This window comes from Amycolatopsis sp. NPDC088138, from assembly GCF_044741685.1.
Classification (GTDB): Bacteria; Actinomycetota; Actinomycetes; order Mycobacteriales; family Pseudonocardiaceae; genus Amycolatopsis.
Genome location: NZ_JBIUTB010000003.1, coordinates 704,463 through 719,804, shown reverse-complemented (window position 1 = coordinate 719,804; position 15,342 = coordinate 704,463). Strand labels below are relative to the sequence as shown.

16 protein-coding genes are annotated in these 15,342 nt (G+C 70.1%); 15 read left to right on the top strand and 1 reads right to left on the bottom strand.

Going from position 1 to position 15,342, the window contains the following annotated elements; translation table 11 throughout:
• The first annotated feature begins 1 nt into the window (after nucleotide 1).
• On the top strand, nucleotides 2-1,105 hold the full coding sequence (locus ACIOD2_RS18420; protein ID WP_400540395.1) for a glycosyltransferase family 4 protein: 1,104 nt from the start codon (nucleotides 2-4) through the stop codon (nucleotides 1,103-1,105).
• Here the strand turns inward: ACIOD2_RS18420 and ACIOD2_RS18415 are convergent, their stop codons facing one another.
• Complete coding sequence (locus ACIOD2_RS18415; RefSeq protein ID WP_400539252.1) at nucleotides 1,106-1,579, bottom strand: MarR family winged helix-turn-helix transcriptional regulator; 474 nt, start codon at nucleotides 1,577-1,579, stop codon at nucleotides 1,106-1,108.
• 53 nt (nucleotides 1,580-1,632) lie between these two features.
• Here ACIOD2_RS18415 and ACIOD2_RS18410 point away from each other — a divergent pair, with 53 nt between their 5' ends.
• The 14 genes from ACIOD2_RS18410 (at nucleotide 1,633) to nuoK (ending at nucleotide 15,342) form a co-directional block, all read left to right on the top strand.
• Nucleotides 1,633-2,178, top strand: a complete 546-nt coding sequence (locus tag ACIOD2_RS18410; protein ID WP_400539251.1) for a DUF4386 domain-containing protein — start codon at nucleotides 1,633-1,635, stop codon at nucleotides 2,176-2,178.
• Between the two features lie 9 nt (nucleotides 2,179-2,187).
• The gene (locus ACIOD2_RS18405) at nucleotides 2,188-2,877 is read left to right on the top strand and encodes a demethylmenaquinone methyltransferase (RefSeq protein ID WP_400539249.1); all 690 of its coding nucleotides are present in this window, start codon (nucleotides 2,188-2,190) and stop codon (nucleotides 2,875-2,877) included.
• 9 nt (nucleotides 2,878-2,886) lie between these two features.
• Nucleotides 2,887-4,173, top strand: a complete 1,287-nt coding sequence (locus ACIOD2_RS18400; protein WP_400539247.1) for a geranylgeranyl reductase family protein — start codon at nucleotides 2,887-2,889, stop codon at nucleotides 4,171-4,173.
• A gap of 481 nt (nucleotides 4,174-4,654) precedes the next feature.
• Nucleotides 4,655-5,074, top strand: coding sequence for an NADH-quinone oxidoreductase subunit A (locus tag ACIOD2_RS18395; protein ID WP_247063898.1), 420 nt, complete (start codon nucleotides 4,655-4,657; stop codon nucleotides 5,072-5,074).
• A 4-nt stretch (nucleotides 5,075-5,078) separates the two neighbouring features.
• The gene (locus tag ACIOD2_RS18390; RefSeq protein WP_086863694.1) at nucleotides 5,079-5,627 is read left to right on the top strand and encodes an NADH-quinone oxidoreductase subunit B family protein; all 549 of its coding nucleotides are present in this window, start codon (nucleotides 5,079-5,081) and stop codon (nucleotides 5,625-5,627) included.
• 4 nt (nucleotides 5,628-5,631) lie between these two features.
• Nucleotides 5,632-6,384, top strand: coding sequence for an NADH-quinone oxidoreductase subunit C (locus ACIOD2_RS18385; RefSeq protein ID WP_400539244.1), 753 nt, complete (start codon nucleotides 5,632-5,634; stop codon nucleotides 6,382-6,384).
• Nucleotides 6,381-7,712, top strand: a complete 1,332-nt coding sequence (locus tag ACIOD2_RS18380; protein ID WP_400539242.1) for an NADH-quinone oxidoreductase subunit D — start codon at nucleotides 6,381-6,383, stop codon at nucleotides 7,710-7,712. The genes ACIOD2_RS18385 and ACIOD2_RS18380 overlap by 4 nt, the downstream gene beginning before the upstream one ends.
• Nucleotides 7,709-8,572 (top strand): NADH-quinone oxidoreductase subunit NuoE, encoded by an 864-nt coding sequence (gene nuoE, locus ACIOD2_RS18375; RefSeq protein WP_400539240.1) that lies wholly within the window; start codon nucleotides 7,709-7,711, stop codon nucleotides 8,570-8,572. The genes ACIOD2_RS18380 and nuoE overlap by 4 nt, the downstream gene beginning before the upstream one ends.
• Nucleotides 8,572-9,870, top strand: a complete 1,299-nt coding sequence (gene nuoF, locus ACIOD2_RS18370; RefSeq protein WP_323329406.1) for an NADH-quinone oxidoreductase subunit NuoF — start codon at nucleotides 8,572-8,574, stop codon at nucleotides 9,868-9,870. The genes nuoE and nuoF overlap by 1 nt, the downstream gene beginning before the upstream one ends.
• Nucleotides 9,867-12,344, top strand: coding sequence for an NADH-quinone oxidoreductase subunit G (locus ACIOD2_RS18365; RefSeq protein ID WP_400539238.1), 2,478 nt, complete (start codon nucleotides 9,867-9,869; stop codon nucleotides 12,342-12,344). The genes nuoF and ACIOD2_RS18365 overlap by 4 nt, the downstream gene beginning before the upstream one ends.
• The gene (gene nuoH / locus ACIOD2_RS18360; RefSeq protein ID WP_400539236.1) at nucleotides 12,341-13,690 is read left to right on the top strand and encodes an NADH-quinone oxidoreductase subunit NuoH; all 1,350 of its coding nucleotides are present in this window, start codon (nucleotides 12,341-12,343) and stop codon (nucleotides 13,688-13,690) included. The genes ACIOD2_RS18365 and nuoH overlap by 4 nt, the downstream gene beginning before the upstream one ends.
• Nucleotides 13,677-14,201 carry an NADH-quinone oxidoreductase subunit NuoI gene (nuoI, locus tag ACIOD2_RS18355; RefSeq protein WP_323329409.1) on the top strand — a complete coding sequence of 175 codons (525 nt, stop codon included), beginning with the start codon at nucleotides 13,677-13,679 and terminating at the stop codon, nucleotides 14,199-14,201. The genes nuoH and nuoI overlap by 14 nt, the downstream gene beginning before the upstream one ends.
• A complete protein-coding gene (locus ACIOD2_RS18350; RefSeq protein WP_400539234.1) occupies nucleotides 14,198-15,046 on the top strand; it encodes an NADH-quinone oxidoreductase subunit J in 849 nt (282 codons plus the stop codon). The genes nuoI and ACIOD2_RS18350 overlap by 4 nt, the downstream gene beginning before the upstream one ends.
• Entirely contained in the window at nucleotides 15,043-15,342 is a 300-nt protein-coding gene (gene nuoK, locus ACIOD2_RS18345) for an NADH-quinone oxidoreductase subunit NuoK (RefSeq protein ID WP_392758305.1), read from the top strand. The genes ACIOD2_RS18350 and nuoK overlap by 4 nt, the downstream gene beginning before the upstream one ends.

Genomic DNA, 15,342 nt, shown 5'->3' with positions numbered 1-15,342 from the left:
CATGCACATCGTCCAGCTCGCGAACTTCTACGGGCCACGCTCGGGCGGGCTGCGCACGGCGCTGCACCACCTCGGCGCCGGGTACGTCGCCAGCGGGCACGAGGTGACGCTGGTGGTGCCCGGCACCCGCTACGCCGACGAGGTGCTGCCCACCGGCGTCCGCCGGTTCTCCCTGCCGGCGCCGAAGATCCCGGGCACCGGCGGCTACCGCGCCGTCGACCCGCACCGCGTCCGCACGGTGCTGCGCAGGCTCGAACCGGACCGCCTCGAGGTGTCCGACCGGCTGACGCTGCGGGGGATGGGCGGCTGGGCGCGGCGCCACGGCGTCCCCAGCACGGTGATCTCCCACGAGCGCCTCGACCGGCTGCTGGAGCAGTTCCTGCTGCCCGAGGTCGTCGCGCGCCGCGTCGCCGACGTCGCCAACCGCCGGATGGCCGCGAGCTACGACACGGTCGTCTGCACGACGGCCTTCGCGCGGGCGGAGTTCGACCGGATCGCCGCGCCGAACGTCCGCCGGGTGCCCCTCGGTGTCGACCTGGCGACGTTCCGGCCCGCCATGCGCGACGACGGCTGGCGCACCGACCTGGCCGGGGGAGCGGACGCCCTGCTCGTCCACTGTGGACGGCTGTCGCCGGAGAAGCACGTGGAGCGCAGCGTGGACACCGTCGCCGAGCTGACGGAGGCGGGTGCGCGGGTGCGGCTGGTCGTCGCCGGGGACGGCCCGCGACGCCGCGCTCTGGAACGCCGGGCGCGCGGCCTGCCGGTGACGTTCCTGGGGTTCCTGTCCGGCCGCGGTGACGTCGCGCGGCTGCTGGCCAGCGCGGACGTCTCCCTCGCGCCGGGCCCGCACGAGACGTTCGGCCTGGCCGCGCTGGAGGCCCTTGCGTCCGGGACGCCGGTGGTGGTCTCGGCGTCGTCGGCGCTGCGGGAGATCGTCCGGCCGGGCTGCGGCGCGGCGGTCGACGACCACGCGCCCGCGTTCGCCTCGGCCGTCACGAACCTCCTGGACAGCCCGGAAGACCTGCGCCGCGCGGCGGCCCGGGCGCGGGCCGAGGAGTTCACCTGGCCGGCCGCGGTGGCCGGGATGCTGGCCACCTTCCGCTGATCAGGACAGCCGGCCGCGCGCGTAGCCGGGGTGGACGCCCGGCGTGAGCCCCTGGTCCTCGGCGATCTTGCTCAGCAGGCCGTGCAGGACGTCGCGTTCGTCGTCGGTCAGTACCGCCGTCATCGACCGCTCGTGCGCCGCGCCGGCCTGGGCGACGCGGCCCATCAGCGCGCGCCCGTCCTCGCTCAGCTCGACCGCGTAGAGCCGCCGGTCCTCCTGGTTGCGGCGCCGCTCGATCAGGCCGCGCTTCTCCAGCCCGTCGACCAGCGGGACCAGCCGGGTCGCCGGGGTGCCGAGCTGCTTGGCGAGGGTCTGCTGGCTCTGGCCCGGCCGCATCGCGACGAGCCGCAGCAGCCCGACCTGCGCCGGGGTCAGGTCCAGTTCCGCGATGCGTTCGGTGAACCGCTGGGCCGCGTGCGCGCCGACCTGTGCGAGCAGGAACGCGCTGCCCAGCCGCGGTCTTTTCGCTTCCATGGCCGGAACGATAGTCGTTGACAATTCATTACACCAGTGTAATCGTTAACGCCATGAAACGAATTGCGATCATCGCTTACGGCCTGTTCACCGTCGCCGGGGGAGTCCTCGGCGCCACCGGCACCCGCCCGGACTCGTCCGCGGCCGAAGTCGCCGCCTACGACGCGAGCCACCAAGGCCTGATCCGGCTGCTGGCGCTGGCCGTCTTCGCCGCCGGGTTGTCGCTCGCGATCTGGACCGCGGCGGCGAGACCGCCGAGGCTGGGCTTCGCCGGTGGTCTCCTCGCTTCGGGGAGCCTGCTGCTGAGCGGCCTCGCGACCTGGACGGCCGCGCAGAACCCCGAGTTCGCCCGGCCCTTCACGTCGCTGTCGTTCGCGGCCGGGGCGTTCGGCTTCGCGGTGCCGCTCGCGCTGCTCATCGCCGCCGTGGCGCGGACGACACCGCGCTGGCTGGCGGTCACCGGTTACGTGATCGCCGCGCTCGCCGCGCTGTCGGCGTTCGGCATGCTGACTTCGGTGCTCTACCCGTTGATCCCGGTAGGCCGCTTCGGTGGGCTCATCTGGCTGGTGCTCGTCACCTTCCGCAAGAGCGACGACTAGATTCAAGCCATGTCACGCGCCAGCCTGGACAAGGACCCGCACGAAGTCGCCGCCATGTTCGACGGTGTCGCGGACGGGTACGACCGGGCGAACTCGTTCATGACCTTCGGCTTCGACCGGCGCTGGCGCACCACGACCGCCCGCGTGCTCGACGCCCGCCGCGGCGAGAAGGTCCTGGACCTGGCCGCCGGCACCGGGGTGTCCACCGTCGAGTACGCCCGCGGTGGCGCCTGGTGCCTGGCCGCGGACTTCTCGTTCGGCATGCTCCGGGCCGGGCTGCACCGCAACGTCCCGATGGTGGCGGCCGACGCGCTGAACCTGCCGTTCGCCGACGAGAGCTTCGACGCGGTGACGATCTCGCTGGCGCTGCGGAACTTCGTCGACACGAAGGCCGCGCTCACCGAGATCGCCCGCGTGGTCAAGCCGGGCGGCCGCCTGGTGATCTGCGAGGTCTCGACGCCGCCGTTCCCGCCGATCCGGTTCGTCCACCGGCGGTTCATGCTGAAGCTGCTCACGTGGGTCGGCAAGCGGACGTCGTCCAACCCGGAGGCCTACTCCTACCTGGCCGAATCGATGCTGGCCTGGCCGGACCAGCGCACGCTCGGCGAGATCATCGCGAGCGCGGGCTGGGCCGACGTCGAGTGGTTGAACCTCACATTCGGCGTCGTCGCGATCCACCGCGCCCGAAAGCCCGCATAAACTGCGGCCATGAGCCGTCGTAGCCCTGACCAGGACGCCGAAGTCATCGTCGTCGGCGCCGGACCGGCCGGGTCCACCGTCGCGACCTACCTCGCCCGGTCGGGCGTCGACGTCCTGCTGCTGGAGAAGACCGAGTTCCCCCGCGAGAAGGTATGCGGCGACGGCTTGACCCCGCGCGGCGTCAAGCAGCTGATCGACCTGGGCATCGACACCAGCGAGGAAGCCGGCTGGGTGCAGAGCCGCGGCCTGCGGATCCTCACCGGCGACCTGACGCTGGAGCTCGACTGGCCGGACCTCACGAGCTACCCGCCGTACGGCGTTTCCCGCACCCGGCACGACTTCGACGACCTGCTGGCGAAGCTCGCGGTGAAGGCGGGCGCGCGGCTCTACGAGCGCACCACCGTCACGAGCGCGATCACCGGCCCGACCGGGCGCGTGGTCGGCGTCGAGGCGAAGGTCGGCCCGGAGCGGACGCCGGTGAAGTACTACGCGCCGCTGGTGCTGGCCTGCGACGGCGTGTCCGCGCGGCTCGCGCTGAGCGTCGGCATCCAGAAGAACGAGAAGCGCCCGATGGGCGTCGCGGTGCGCCAGTACTACAAGAGCCCGCGCCACGACGACCCGTTCATCGAGGGCCACCTCGAGCTGTGGGACCGGTCGGACCCGCGCGACCCGAAGCTGCTGCCGGGCTACGGCTGGGCGTTCCCGCTCGGCGACGGCACGGTGAACGTCGGCCTCGGCATGCTCTCGACGTCGGCGTCGTTCCGGAACACCGACTACCGCGCGCTGCTGCGCCAGTGGCTCGACGGGACGCCGGAGGAGTGGGGCTACCGCGAGGAGAACGCGATCGGCAAGGTCGGCGGCGCCGGCCTCCCGATGGGCTTCAACCGCACCCCGCACTACCGGGACGGCCTCCTGCTCCTCGGCGACGCGGGCGGCATGGTCAGCCCGTTCAACGGCGAGGGCATCTCGGCGGCGATGGAGTCCGCCCAGATCGCGGCGGAGGTCGTGGTGCAGGCCCTGGCCCGGCGGGAAGGCCCGTCACGCGAGCGCGCGCTGGAGGCGTACCCGCGCGCGGTCCGCGAGCTGATGGGCGGCTACTACCAGCTGGGGAACGTCTTCGCGAAGATCATCGGCAAGCCGAAGATCATGCACGCGTGCACCAAGTACGGGCTGCGCATCAACAAGATCCTCCCGCTGGTCTACAAGGGCCTGTCGGGCTGCTACGACGCCAAGGGCGGCGACGGCGTCGACCGCCTGATCTCGGCCCTCGCCAAGGCGGCCCCCTCCCCGCGCTAGCCCTCAATCTCCGGTCGAGGGCGGCACTTTCCCGTGAAAGTGCCGCCCTTGCTCGCGCGCGGACACTCGACCGGCGTAACAAGTTGGCCGTGCGGCCAGTGGGATAGGTCACAGGTCAGCGCCCTGTTTGTCCGGTCGTGGCGTGATCATGAAACGCCTTCGCGCAGGTCGCACGCGCGCCGTTGCCGCGCCGTGACAACGATGGCGCCGGAACTTAGGGCACCCTTATAACACGGGGGTCTAGGGACAAGAATGTGAGTCGCGTCCTACACTCCCCCCATGCTTTGTGAATCGCTTCACATCCACGACGAGTGGCTTGTGAACTATTTCACAAGCACGCCCGTGTACCGCCACGGGCCGTAAGGAGACCCTGACCCTCGGCGGTGTGACCCAGGTCCCTTAGGGTGCCGACGAGGCTGAGCGGTTCCCACCACAAGCAAAACCGCAGCGGCGCGGAAAGGATGGCGAAGACCCCGTGCTGATGTTGCCCGTGCTGACCCAAACGGACGCAGTGAACCTGGCGCAGCAGGCCCCGAGCCTGAAGCCCTACCTGCCCCTGGTCCTTCTGTTCGTGCTGGCGCTGGCGTTCGCCGTGCTGTCGGTGCTGCTGGGCCCGCTGGTCGGTCCCAGCCGCTACAACAAGGCCAAGCTCGAGGCCTACGAATGCGGCATCGAACCGTCCCCGCAGCCGCTCGTCGGCGGTGGCCGGATGCCGGTGGCTTACTACATCACCGCGATGCTGTTCATCCTGTTCGACATCGAGATGGTCTTCCTCTACCCGTTCGCCGTGCAGGCGGACGCGCTGGGCACGTTCGGCCTGGTGGAGATCCTGCTGTTCATCGCGACGGTCGGCTTCGCGTACGCCTACGTGTGGCGGCGCGGCGGCCTGGATTGGAACTAGACCCATGGGCCTCGAAGAGAAACTCCCCAACGGCATCCTGCTGGCCAGCCTCGAAGGCCTCGTCAACTGGGCGCGGAAGAACTCGATGTGGCCCGCCACCTTCGGGCTGGCCTGCTGCGCGATCGAGATGATGACGGTCGGCGGTTCCCGCTACGACATCGCCCGGTTCGGCATGGAGCGCTTCAGCGCGACGCCGCGCCAGGCCGACCTGATGATCGTCGCCGGCCGGGTCACCCAGAAGATGGCCCCGGTCCTGCGCCAGATCTACGACCAGATGGCCGAGCCCAAGTGGGTCCTCGCCATGGGCGTCTGCGCCTCCTCCGGCGGCATGTTCAACAACTACGCCGTGGTCCAGGGCGTCGACCACATCGTGCCGGTCGACATGTACCTGCCCGGCTGCCCGCCGCGGCCGGAGATGCTGCTGGACGCGATCCTCAAGCTGCACGCCAAGATCCAGGACGAGCCGATCAACGCCCGCCGGGCCGCGATCCGCGCCGCCAGCGGCGCCCGCACCGAGCTCGTCGCGTCGTCGATCAAGTACGCGAAGAAGTAGAGCGATGACTGAGACCCCAGAACCCGGCGGCGAGCAGTCCAGCGCCGATCGCCCCACCGAAGACGGCCTCGAGCCGCGCGGCACCCGGCCCGCCGAACCCGTCGTCACCGGCCGCGAACGCCAGGGCATGTTCGGCGTGCACGGCACCGGTGACACCTCGGGCTACGGCGGTGTCCGGCTCCCGGCCTACAACCCGGCGCCGGCCGAGCGTCCGTACGGCGGCTGGTTCGACCAGTTCGCCGACGAGTTCTACGCCGCCCTGTCGGACAACAAGATCCCGGCCGACGCGATCCTGCAGACCACGGTCGACCGCGGCGAGATCACCTTCTACGTCGCCCGCGAGCAGCTGCCCGCGATCGCGAAGGTCCTGCGCGACGACGGCGGCCTGCGCTTCGAGCTGCTCAGCTCGGTGTCCGGGGTGGACTACGGCGTCAACGTCCCGCAGCGGCTGCACTCGGTGTACCACTTCACGTCCCTGACCTACCGCCGCCGCATCCGGCTCGAGGTCAGCCTCGACATCGAGGACGCGCACGTGCCGTCGCTGGTCGGGATCTACCCGACCGCCGACTGGCAGGAGCGGGAAGCCTGGGACATGTTCGGCATCGTCTACGACGGCCACCCCGCGCTCACCCGCATCCTCATGCCGGACGACTGGGACGGCCACCCCCAGCGCAAGGACTACCCGCTCGGCGGGATCCCGGTCGAATACAAGGGCGCGGAGATCCCGCCGCCGGACCAGCGGAGGTCGTACTCGTGACGATTAACGAAGACACCACCGAAGTTCCCGAAGCCGACAGCCGCGACACCACTGAAGGCCGCGTCTACTCGGTCTCCGGCGGTGACTGGGACGACGTCGTCGCCGACGCGGCGCACGACGAGCGCATGGTCATCAACATGGGCCCGCAGCACCCGTCGACGCACGGGGTGCTCCGGCTCGTGCTGGAGATGGAGGGCGAGACCGTCACGCAGCTGCGGTCGGTCATCGGCTACCTCCACACCGGCATCGAGAAGAACTGCGAGTACCGGACCTGGACCCAGGGCGTCACGTTCGTGACGCGCATGGACTACCTGGCCCCGCTTTCGACGGAGATGGCGTACTGCCTCGGCGTCGAGAAGCTGCTGGGCATCCGGGCGCCGCGGCGCGCGGAGCTGCTGCGCGTGATGCTGCTGGAGATCAACCGCATCGGCTCGCACCTGGTCTACATCGCCACCGGCGGCATGGAGCTCGGCGCCACCACCGCGATGACGCTCGGCTTCCGCGAGCGCGAGATCGTGCTGCACCTGCTGGAGCACCTCACCGGCCTGCGGATGAACCACGCGTTCATCCGCCCCGGCGGCCTCGCGCAGGACATGCCCGAGGACTACCGCGAGAAGGTCACCGACTTCGTCCAGACGATGAAGGAACGCCTTCCGCTGTACGACAAGCTCTTCACCGGGCAGCCGATCTGGCGCAACCGGCTCAAGGGTGTCGGGTACCTGCCGGTCGACGCGTGCCTCGCGCTCGGCGTCACCGGCCCGGTGCTGCGGTCCGCGGGCCTGCCGTGGGACCTGCGCAAGACCGAGCCGTACTCCTGCTACGAGGAGTTCGACTTCGACGTCCCGGTCGACAACGGCGCCGACTGCTGGTCGCGCTACCTGATCCGGGTGCACGAGATGCACGAGAGCCTCAAGATCATCGAGCAGTGCCTGGAGAAGCTCGAGCCGGGCCCGGTCATGGTCGAGGACAAGAAGGTCGCCTGGCCGGCGCAGCTGTCCATCGGCAGCGACGGCATGGGCAACTCGCTCGAGCACGTCAAGAAGATCATGGGCCAGTCGATGGAGTCCCTGATCCACCACTTCAAGCTGGTCACCGAGGGCTTCAAGGTGCCGGCCGGGCAGGTGTACACCTCGGTCGAGTCGCCGCGCGGCGAGCTGAGCGCGCACCTGGTGTCCGACGGCGGCACCCGGCCGCTGCGGGTCCACGTGCGCGAACCGAGCTTCGTGAACCTGCAGTCGATGCCCGCAATGGCCGAAGGCGGCCTGGTCGCGGACGTGATCGCCGCCGTCGCCTCGATCGACCCCGTCATGGGGGGAGTGGACCGATGAGTTCTTCTACCGCAGTCCCGGAACCGGGACCGAACGCGGCGGACCGGACGCACGCGGCCGCCGGCGGTGACGTCGACGTGATCGCCATCGCGCCGGATCCCGCCGTGGCCGAAGGGATCCTGGCCGAGACGCCGCTCGAGGACATCTTCGACGCCGGTGTCGTCGACCGCGCGCAGGCGATCATCGCGCGCTACCCGGTGGCCCGCTCGGCGCTGCTGCCGATGCTGCACCTCGTGCAGTCGGTGCAGGGGTACGTCAGCCAGGAGGGCATCGCGTTCTGCGCGAACCAGCTCGAGCTGTCCGACGCCGAGGTCGGCGCGGTCGCGACGTTCTACACGATGTACAAGCGCCGCCCGTGCGGTGAGCACCTGGTGAGCGTCTGCACGAACACGCTGTGCGCGGCCATGGGCGGCGACGCGATCTACAAGAAGCTCCAGGCGCACCTCGGGTCCGAGTCGGAACCGCTGGGCCAGAACGAGACCGCGGGCACGCCGAACGAGCCGGGCTCGATCACCCTCGAGCACGCCGAGTGCCTCGCGGCCTGCGACCTCGCGCCGGTCATCCAGGTCAACTACGAGTTCTTCGACAACCAGACCGAGGACAAGGCCGTCGCGCTGGTCGACGCGCTGCAGGCCGGCAAGAAGCCGGCCCCGACGCGCGGTGCCCCGCTGACCAGCTTCAAGGGCGCCGAGCTGCAGCTCGCCGGGTTCTTCCCGGAGGACGAGCGCCAGTACCGCACGGACGTCGACGGCCCGTCGCAGGCCGTCGAAACCCTGCGGGGCGCGCAGATCGCGCAGGAGCGCGGCTGGGTCGCGCCCGTCGCGCAAGACGTCCCGCTCCCTGAAGTGGAGAAGAAGTAATGGCAGATCCCATTACGCCGGTCCTCACGAAGCGCTGGCTGTCGCCGAACTCCTGGCAGATCGGCACGTACGAGGCGCTGGAGGGCTACACGGCCGTCCGCAAGGCGCTCGCCGGCACGCCGGAGCAGCTCGTCCAGCTGGTCAAGGACTCGGGCCTGCGCGGCCGCGGCGGCGCGGGCTTCCCGGCCGGCATCAAGTGGTCGTTCATGCCGCCGAACTTCGACAAGCCGCACTACCTGGTGATCAACGCCGATGAGGGCGAGCCCGGGACGTGCAAGGACATCCCGCTGATGATGGCGGACCCGCACTCGCTCATCGAAGGCTGCATCATCGCCTCGTACGCGATGCGCTCCAACCACTGCTTCATCTACGTCCGGGGCGAGGCGCTGCACTGCATCCGCCGCCTCAACGCGGCCGTGCGCGAGGCCGAAGCCGCGGGCTACCTGGGCGAGAACATCCTCGGCTCCGGCTTCGACCTCAAGATCACCGTGCACGCCGGCGCCGGCGCGTACATCTGCGGTGAGGAGACGGCGCTGCTCGACTCGCTGGAGGGCCGTCGTGGCCAGCCGCGGCTCAAGCCGCCGTTCCCGGCCGCGGCGGGTCTCTACGCCGCGCCGACCACGGTCAACAACGTCGAGACCATCGCGAGCGCGCCGTTCATCGTCAACGGCGGGTCGAGCTGGTTCCGCGAGATGGGCCGCGAGAAGTCGCCCGGCCCGAAGATCTACTCGATCTCCGGCCACGTCGAGAAGCCCGGCCAGTACGAGTGCCCGCTCGGCACCACGCTGCGCGAGCTGCTCGACATGGCGGGTGGCATGAAGGACGGCGTCCCGCTCAAGTTCTGGACCCCGGGCGGCTCGTCCACCCCGATGTTCACCGCCGAGCACCTCGACGTTCCGCTGGACTTCGAAGGCGCGGCGGAAGCCGGGTCGATGCTGGGCACGACCGCCGTGCAGGTCTTCAACGAGACGGTGTCGGTGCCCTGGGCCGTGATGAAGTGGACGCAGTTCTACGAGCACGAGTCCTGCGGCAAGTGCACGCCGTGCCGCGAGGGCACCTACTGGCTCGCGCAGATCCTCGAGCGCATGGTCGAGGGCCACGGCACCGAAGAGGACATCGACACCCTCCTCGACGTCTGCGACAACATCCTCGGCCGGTCGTTCTGCGCCCTCGGTGACGGCGCGGTGTCGCCGATCCAGAGCGGCATCAAGTACTTCCGCGACGAATTCCTCGCGCTGTGCGAGAAGAACCGGCACGAACAGACCAAGCCCGAACTCGTGGGAGCGCAGGCATCATGACGATCGCCCCCGACAAGTCAGAGACCCAGGAGACGCCGGTCCCCGAAGGCCACGTGAAGCTGGTCATCGACGGCGAAGAGGTCATCGCCCCCAAGGGTGAGCTGCTGATCCGCACGGCCGAACGCCTCGGCACGGTCATCCCGCGGTTCTGCGACCACCCGCTCCTCGACCCGGCGGGCGCCTGCCGCCAGTGCCTGGTCGAGGTCGAGATGGGCGGCCGGCCGATGCCGAAGCCGCAGGCGTCCTGCACGATGACCGTCGCCGACGGCATGGTCGTCAAGACGCAGCTGACGTCGCCGGTCGCCGACAAGGCCCAGCAGGGTGTGATGGAGCTGCTGCTCATCAACCACCCGCTGGACTGCCCGATCTGCGACAAGGGCGGCGAATGCCCGCTGCAGAACCAGGCGCTGGCCCACGGCCGCACGGAGTCCCGGTTCGTGGACACCAAGCGGACGTTCCCGAAGCCGCTGCCGATCTCGTCGCAGGTGCTCCTGGACCGGGAACGCTGCGTGCTCTGCCAGCGCTGCACCCGGTTCTCCCGCGAGATCGCCGGCGATCCGTTCATCGAGCTCCTCGAACGCGGCGCCCACCAGCAGATCGGCACCGCGGAGACGGCGGACGTGCTGGACCTGGCTTCGCGCACGACGTCCGGCCAGCCGTTCCAGAGCTACTTCTCCGGCAACGTCATCCAGATCTGCCCGGTCGGTGCTCTGACGAGCGCCGCCTACCGGTTCCGCTCCCGCCCGTTCGACCTGGTGTCCGCGCCGAGCGTCTGCGAGCACTGCTCGTCCGGCTGCGCCGAGCGGACCGACTTCCGCCGCGGCAAGGTCCAGCGCAAGCTGGCCGGCGACGACCCCGAGGTCAACGAAGAGTGGATCTGCGACAAGGGCCGCTTCGCCTTCCGCTACACCGGCGCCGAGGACCGCATCCGGCGTCCGCTGGTCCGCAACCGCGAGACCGGTGAGCTGGAAGAGGCGTCCTGGACCGACGCGCTGCGCATCGCCGCCGCCGGTCTCACCGAGGCCCGCGGCAACGGCGGCGTCGGCGTCCTGCCCGGTGGCCGGCTGACCGTCGAGGACGCCTACGCGTACTCGAAGTTCGCCCGCGTCGCCCTGCAGACCAACGACGTCGACTTCCGCGCCCGCGCGCACTCGGCCGAGGAGCTCGCGTTCCTCACCTCGCACGTCGTGGGCGTGACGCCGGAGTCCGGTGTCACCTTCGGCGAGATCGAGCGGGCCCGTACGGTCCTGTGCGTGGCCTTCGACCCCGAGGACGAGGCGCCGATCGTGTTCCTGCGGCTGCGCAAGGCGGCCCGCAAAAACCGCACCCGGGTCGTCCACCTGGGACAGTGGACGACGTCGTCGGTGCGCAAGACCTCCGGTGAGCTGCTCGCCTGCGTCCCCGGCCAGGAGGCCGCGGCGATCGAGGGCATCAGCAAGCACGCGCCGGACCTCGACGAGGCGCTGAGCGGCGAGAACGCCGTTGTCCTCGTCGGCGAGCGCGCCGCTTCGGTGCCAGGCCTGTTCTCCGCGCTGCACGACCTGGTGGAGCGCACCGGCGTCCGGCTCGCGTGGATCCCGCGCCGCGCCGGTGACCGGGGCGCGCTGGAGGTCGGCTGCGTGCCGGGCCTGCTGCCGGGCGGCCGCCGCGTCGGTGACGACGCCGCCCGCGTCGCTGTCGAAAACGCCTGGGGCGTCCCGCTTCCGTCCGCTCCCGGCCGCGACGCGACCGAGATCCTCAAGGCCGCATCGGGCCGCGAGCTCGGCGGCCTGGTCGTCGGCGGGGTCGACCCGTACGACCTGCCGGACCCGGACCTCGCGCTGCGCGCGCTGGATGCCGCAGGGTTTGTGGTCAGCCTCGAGCTGCGGCACAGCGCGGTGACCGAGCGCGCGGACGTCGTGCTCCCGGTGGCCGCGTCGGACGAGAAGGCGGGCAGCTACCTCAACTGGGAGGGCCGCACCCGCCCGTTCGACATCACCATCGAGGGCACCGGCTCGCTGCCGGACTGCCGGGTGCTCGACACCCTCGCCGTCGAGATGGACACGGACCTGTTCACGCAGACGCCGGCCGCCGCACGCGGTGACTACGAGAAGCTCGGCCCGGCCTCGGCGCTGCGCTGGGGTCACGTCGAGGCCGCTGGCGTCGCGGTGACTTCCCAGGCCCCGGGTGCCGGCCAGGCGGTCCTGTCGACCTGGCGCCAGCTGATCGACAACGGGTCCCTGCAGGACGGCGAGCCGCACCTCAAGGGCACGCAGCGCAAGCCGGTCGCGCGGTTGTCCGCGAAGACCGCCGAGGGGCTGGGCGCGTCCGTCAAGGTGAGCACCGAACGCGGCGCGATCACGCTGCCGATCGAGGTCGCCGACCTGCCCGACGGCGTGGTGTGGCTGCCGGGCAACTCCGACGGCTCCGCCGTGGCCAAGACGCTCGGTGCCGGTCACGGCGCCGTGGTGAACCTCGCTGGGGGTGAACAGTGACACCGTTGCTGACCGAAGCGGCCGTGGGCAGTGTCCCGGACGCGGCGACGCGTGCGGCGCTGCTGGCGGACGACCCGTTCTGGATGATCCTGCTGAAGTCCGTGATCATCCTGCTGATCGGCCCGATCTTCACGATCCTGCTGATCGTCTGGGAGCGGAAGGCCGTCGGCCGGATGCAGAACCGGCCGGGCCCCAACCGCGTCGGCCCGAACGGCTACCTGCAGTCCCTGGCGGACGCGCTCAAGCTGCCGTTCAAGGAACAGATCATCCCGGACACCGCCGACCGCAAGGTGTACTTCCTCGCCCCGGTCATCTGCGTGGTGCCGCCGCTGATCGCGTTGTCGGCCATCCCGTTCGGCCCGGTCGTCTCGATCTTCGGCGAGCGGACCGTGCTCCAGCTGCTCGACCTGCCGGTCAGCCTGCTGGTCGTGCTCGCCTGCTCCTCGATCGGCGTCTACGGCATCGTGCTCGCCGGCTGGGCGTCCGGTTCGCCGTACCCGCTGCTCGGCGGCATGCGCTCGGCCGCCCAGGTGATCTCGTACGAGATCGCGATGGGCCTGTCGATCGTCGCGGTGATCCTGCAGGCCGGTTCGCTGGACCTGGCCGACATCGTCGGCTCCCAGCAGCACTGGTGGTTCCTCATCCTGCTGCCGAGCTTCGTGATCTACCTGATCTCGATGGTCGGCGAGACCAACCGCGCCCCGTTCGACCTCCCCGAGGCCGAGTCGGAGCTGGTCGGCGGCTTCCACACCGAGTACAGCTCGATGAAGTTCGCGATGTTCTTCCTCGCCGAGTACGTCAACATGGTGATCGTCTCGGCCTTCGCCACCACGCTGTTCCTCGGCGGCTGGATGGCCCCGTGGCCGCTGTCGCTGATCGGGAACAACGTGCTCAACACCGGCTGGTGGCCGGTGCTGTGGTTCTTCGTGAAGATGTTCGTCCTGCTGTTCGGGTTCATCTGGCTGCGCGGCACCCTGCCCCGCCTGCGCTACGACCAGTTCATGCGCCTGGGCTGGAAGGTCCTGGTCCCGCTGAACCTGGTGTGGATCGTCATGGTGACCTTCGCGAAGGTCATCCACTGGACACCGCTGTCGATCATCATCGCCGCGATCGCGATCGCCATCCTGATCATGCTGTTCTTCTACGTCCGCGCGTCGGGCCGTGAAGAGGAGAGCGAAGTCGTGCCGGTGACCGGTGGCGGGTTCCCGGTCCCGCCGCTGGACCTCAAGGTCCCCCAGACCACCCCGCGTCAGAAGGCTTTGGCCAAGGCCGAGGCGAAGGCGGCCCGGCGCAAGCCGGCAGCCGTCGGTACCGCACAGGAAGGAGCGCAAGATGGGGTTTCTTGATCCCGTCAAGGGCTTCGGCGTCACCTTCGGGATGATGTTCAAGAAGGTCGCCACCGAGGAGTACCCGGAGGCCGGCGCGCCGGCCGCCCCGCGCTACCACGGCCGGCACCAGCTGAACCGCCACCCGGACGGCCTCGAGAAGTGCGTCGGCTGCGAGCTGTGCGCCTGGGCGTGCCCGGCGGACGCGATCTTCGTCGAGGGCGGTGACAACACCGAGGAAGCCCGGTACTCCCCGGGCGAGCGGTACGGCGCCGACTACCAGATCAACTACCTGCGCTGCATCGGTTGCGGCCTCTGCATCGAGGCGTGCCCGACCCGGTCGCTGACGATGATCAACTTCTACGAGCTGGCCGACGACGACCGCCAGCGGCTGATCTACACGAAGGAAGACCTCCTCGCACCGCTCCTGTCCGGCATGGAGCAGCCGCCGCACCCGATGCGGCTCGGTGAGAACGAGCAGGACTACTACGTGAACGGCCCCGAGCTCGCGCGCGGGGAGGTCAAGCCGTGATCACCGCCCTCCTGGCCCAGGCGCCCACCGGCGCCGCCGCCGGCGTGACGACCGGCGAGGCCATCGCGTTCTGGATCCTCGGCCCGGTCTGCCTGCTCGGCGCGCTCGGCATGATCTTCTCCCGCAACGCCGTGCACTCGGCGCTGTGGCTGGTGCTGACCATGCTGAGCCTGGGCGCGCTGTACATGATCCAGTCGGCGCCGTTCCTGGGCTTCACGCAGATCATCGTCTACACCGGCGCGATCATGATGCTGTTCCTGTTCGTGCTGATGCTGGTCGGCCGCGAAAGCTCCGACTCGGTCGTCGAAGTGCTGCGCGGTCAGCGGCTCGCGGCGACCGTGCTGGGCATCGGCCTGGCCGCGCTGCTGGCCACCGGCATCTACCGGGCGCTGGACACCGTCACCCCGGCCGTCCCGCTGGACTCGGCGACGTCGGCCGGCGGCGGGCCCAAGGGCCTGGGCCGGCTGATCTTCACCGACTACCTGTTCCCGTTCGAGCTGACGTCGGCGCTGCTCATCACCGCCGCGGTCGGCGCGATGGTGCTGGCCTTCACCGACCGGCACGCCAAGGGCGGCAAGAAGACCCAGAAGGAACTGGTCGTCGAGCGCTTCCGCGGCGAGCACGACCGGCCCTCGCCGCTGCCCGGCCCGGGTGTCTTCGCCACCGCCAACTCCGTGTCGACCCCGGCGCTGCTGCCGGACGGCTCGGTCGCGCCGGAGTCGCTGTCGGCGATCATCGAGTCCACCTCGGCGATCGAGCTGGCGAAGGAACGCAAGCTCGTCGCGGACGACCGCCCGCACCCGGACGCGCACGCGCTGGTCGCTTCGGAAGGGGAGAAGGAATGACCCCGACGTACTACCTGCTGCTCTCGGCGCTGCTGTTCTCGATCGGCGCGGTCGGCGTCCTGGTGCGCCGCAATGCGATCGTCGTGTTCATGTGCATCGAGCTGATGCTGAACGCGGTGAACCTCTCGCTCGTGACGTTCGCCCGGATCAACGGCAGCCTCGACGGCCAGATCATGGCCTTCTTCGTGATGGTCGTCGCGGCCGCCGAGGTCGTGGTCGGGCTGGCGATCATCATGTCGATCTTCCGCACCCGGCGCTCGGCCTCGGTCGACGACACCAACCTGCTGAAGTACTAG

Bases quoted from the DNA above. Each gene is read 5' to 3' on its own strand.
- ACIOD2_RS18420 (WP_400540395.1), top strand. From the start codon at position 2: ATGCACATCGTCCAGCTCGCGAACTTCTACGGGCCACGCTCGGGCGGG.
- ACIOD2_RS18415 (WP_400539252.1), bottom strand. From the start codon at position 1,579: ATGGAAGCGAAAAGACCGCGGCTGGGCAGCGCGTTCCTGCTCGCACAG.
- ACIOD2_RS18410 (WP_400539251.1), top strand. From the start codon at position 1,633: ATGAAACGAATTGCGATCATCGCTTACGGCCTGTTCACCGTCGCCGGG.
- ACIOD2_RS18405 (WP_400539249.1), top strand. From the start codon at position 2,188: ATGTCACGCGCCAGCCTGGACAAGGACCCGCACGAAGTCGCCGCCATG.
- ACIOD2_RS18400 (WP_400539247.1), top strand. From the start codon at position 2,887: ATGAGCCGTCGTAGCCCTGACCAGGACGCCGAAGTCATCGTCGTCGGC.
- ACIOD2_RS18395 (WP_247063898.1), top strand. From the start codon at position 4,655: ATGTTGCCCGTGCTGACCCAAACGGACGCAGTGAACCTGGCGCAGCAG.
- ACIOD2_RS18390 (WP_086863694.1), top strand. From the start codon at position 5,079: ATGGGCCTCGAAGAGAAACTCCCCAACGGCATCCTGCTGGCCAGCCTC.
- ACIOD2_RS18385 (WP_400539244.1), top strand. From the start codon at position 5,632: ATGACTGAGACCCCAGAACCCGGCGGCGAGCAGTCCAGCGCCGATCGC.
- nuoE (WP_400539240.1), top strand. From the start codon at position 7,709: ATGAGTTCTTCTACCGCAGTCCCGGAACCGGGACCGAACGCGGCGGAC.
- nuoF (WP_323329406.1), top strand. From the start codon at position 8,572: ATGGCAGATCCCATTACGCCGGTCCTCACGAAGCGCTGGCTGTCGCCG.
- ACIOD2_RS18365 (WP_400539238.1), top strand. From the start codon at position 9,867: ATGACGATCGCCCCCGACAAGTCAGAGACCCAGGAGACGCCGGTCCCC.
- nuoI (WP_323329409.1), top strand. From the start codon at position 13,677: ATGGGGTTTCTTGATCCCGTCAAGGGCTTCGGCGTCACCTTCGGGATG.
- nuoK (WP_392758305.1), top strand. From the start codon at position 15,043: ATGACCCCGACGTACTACCTGCTGCTCTCGGCGCTGCTGTTCTCGATC.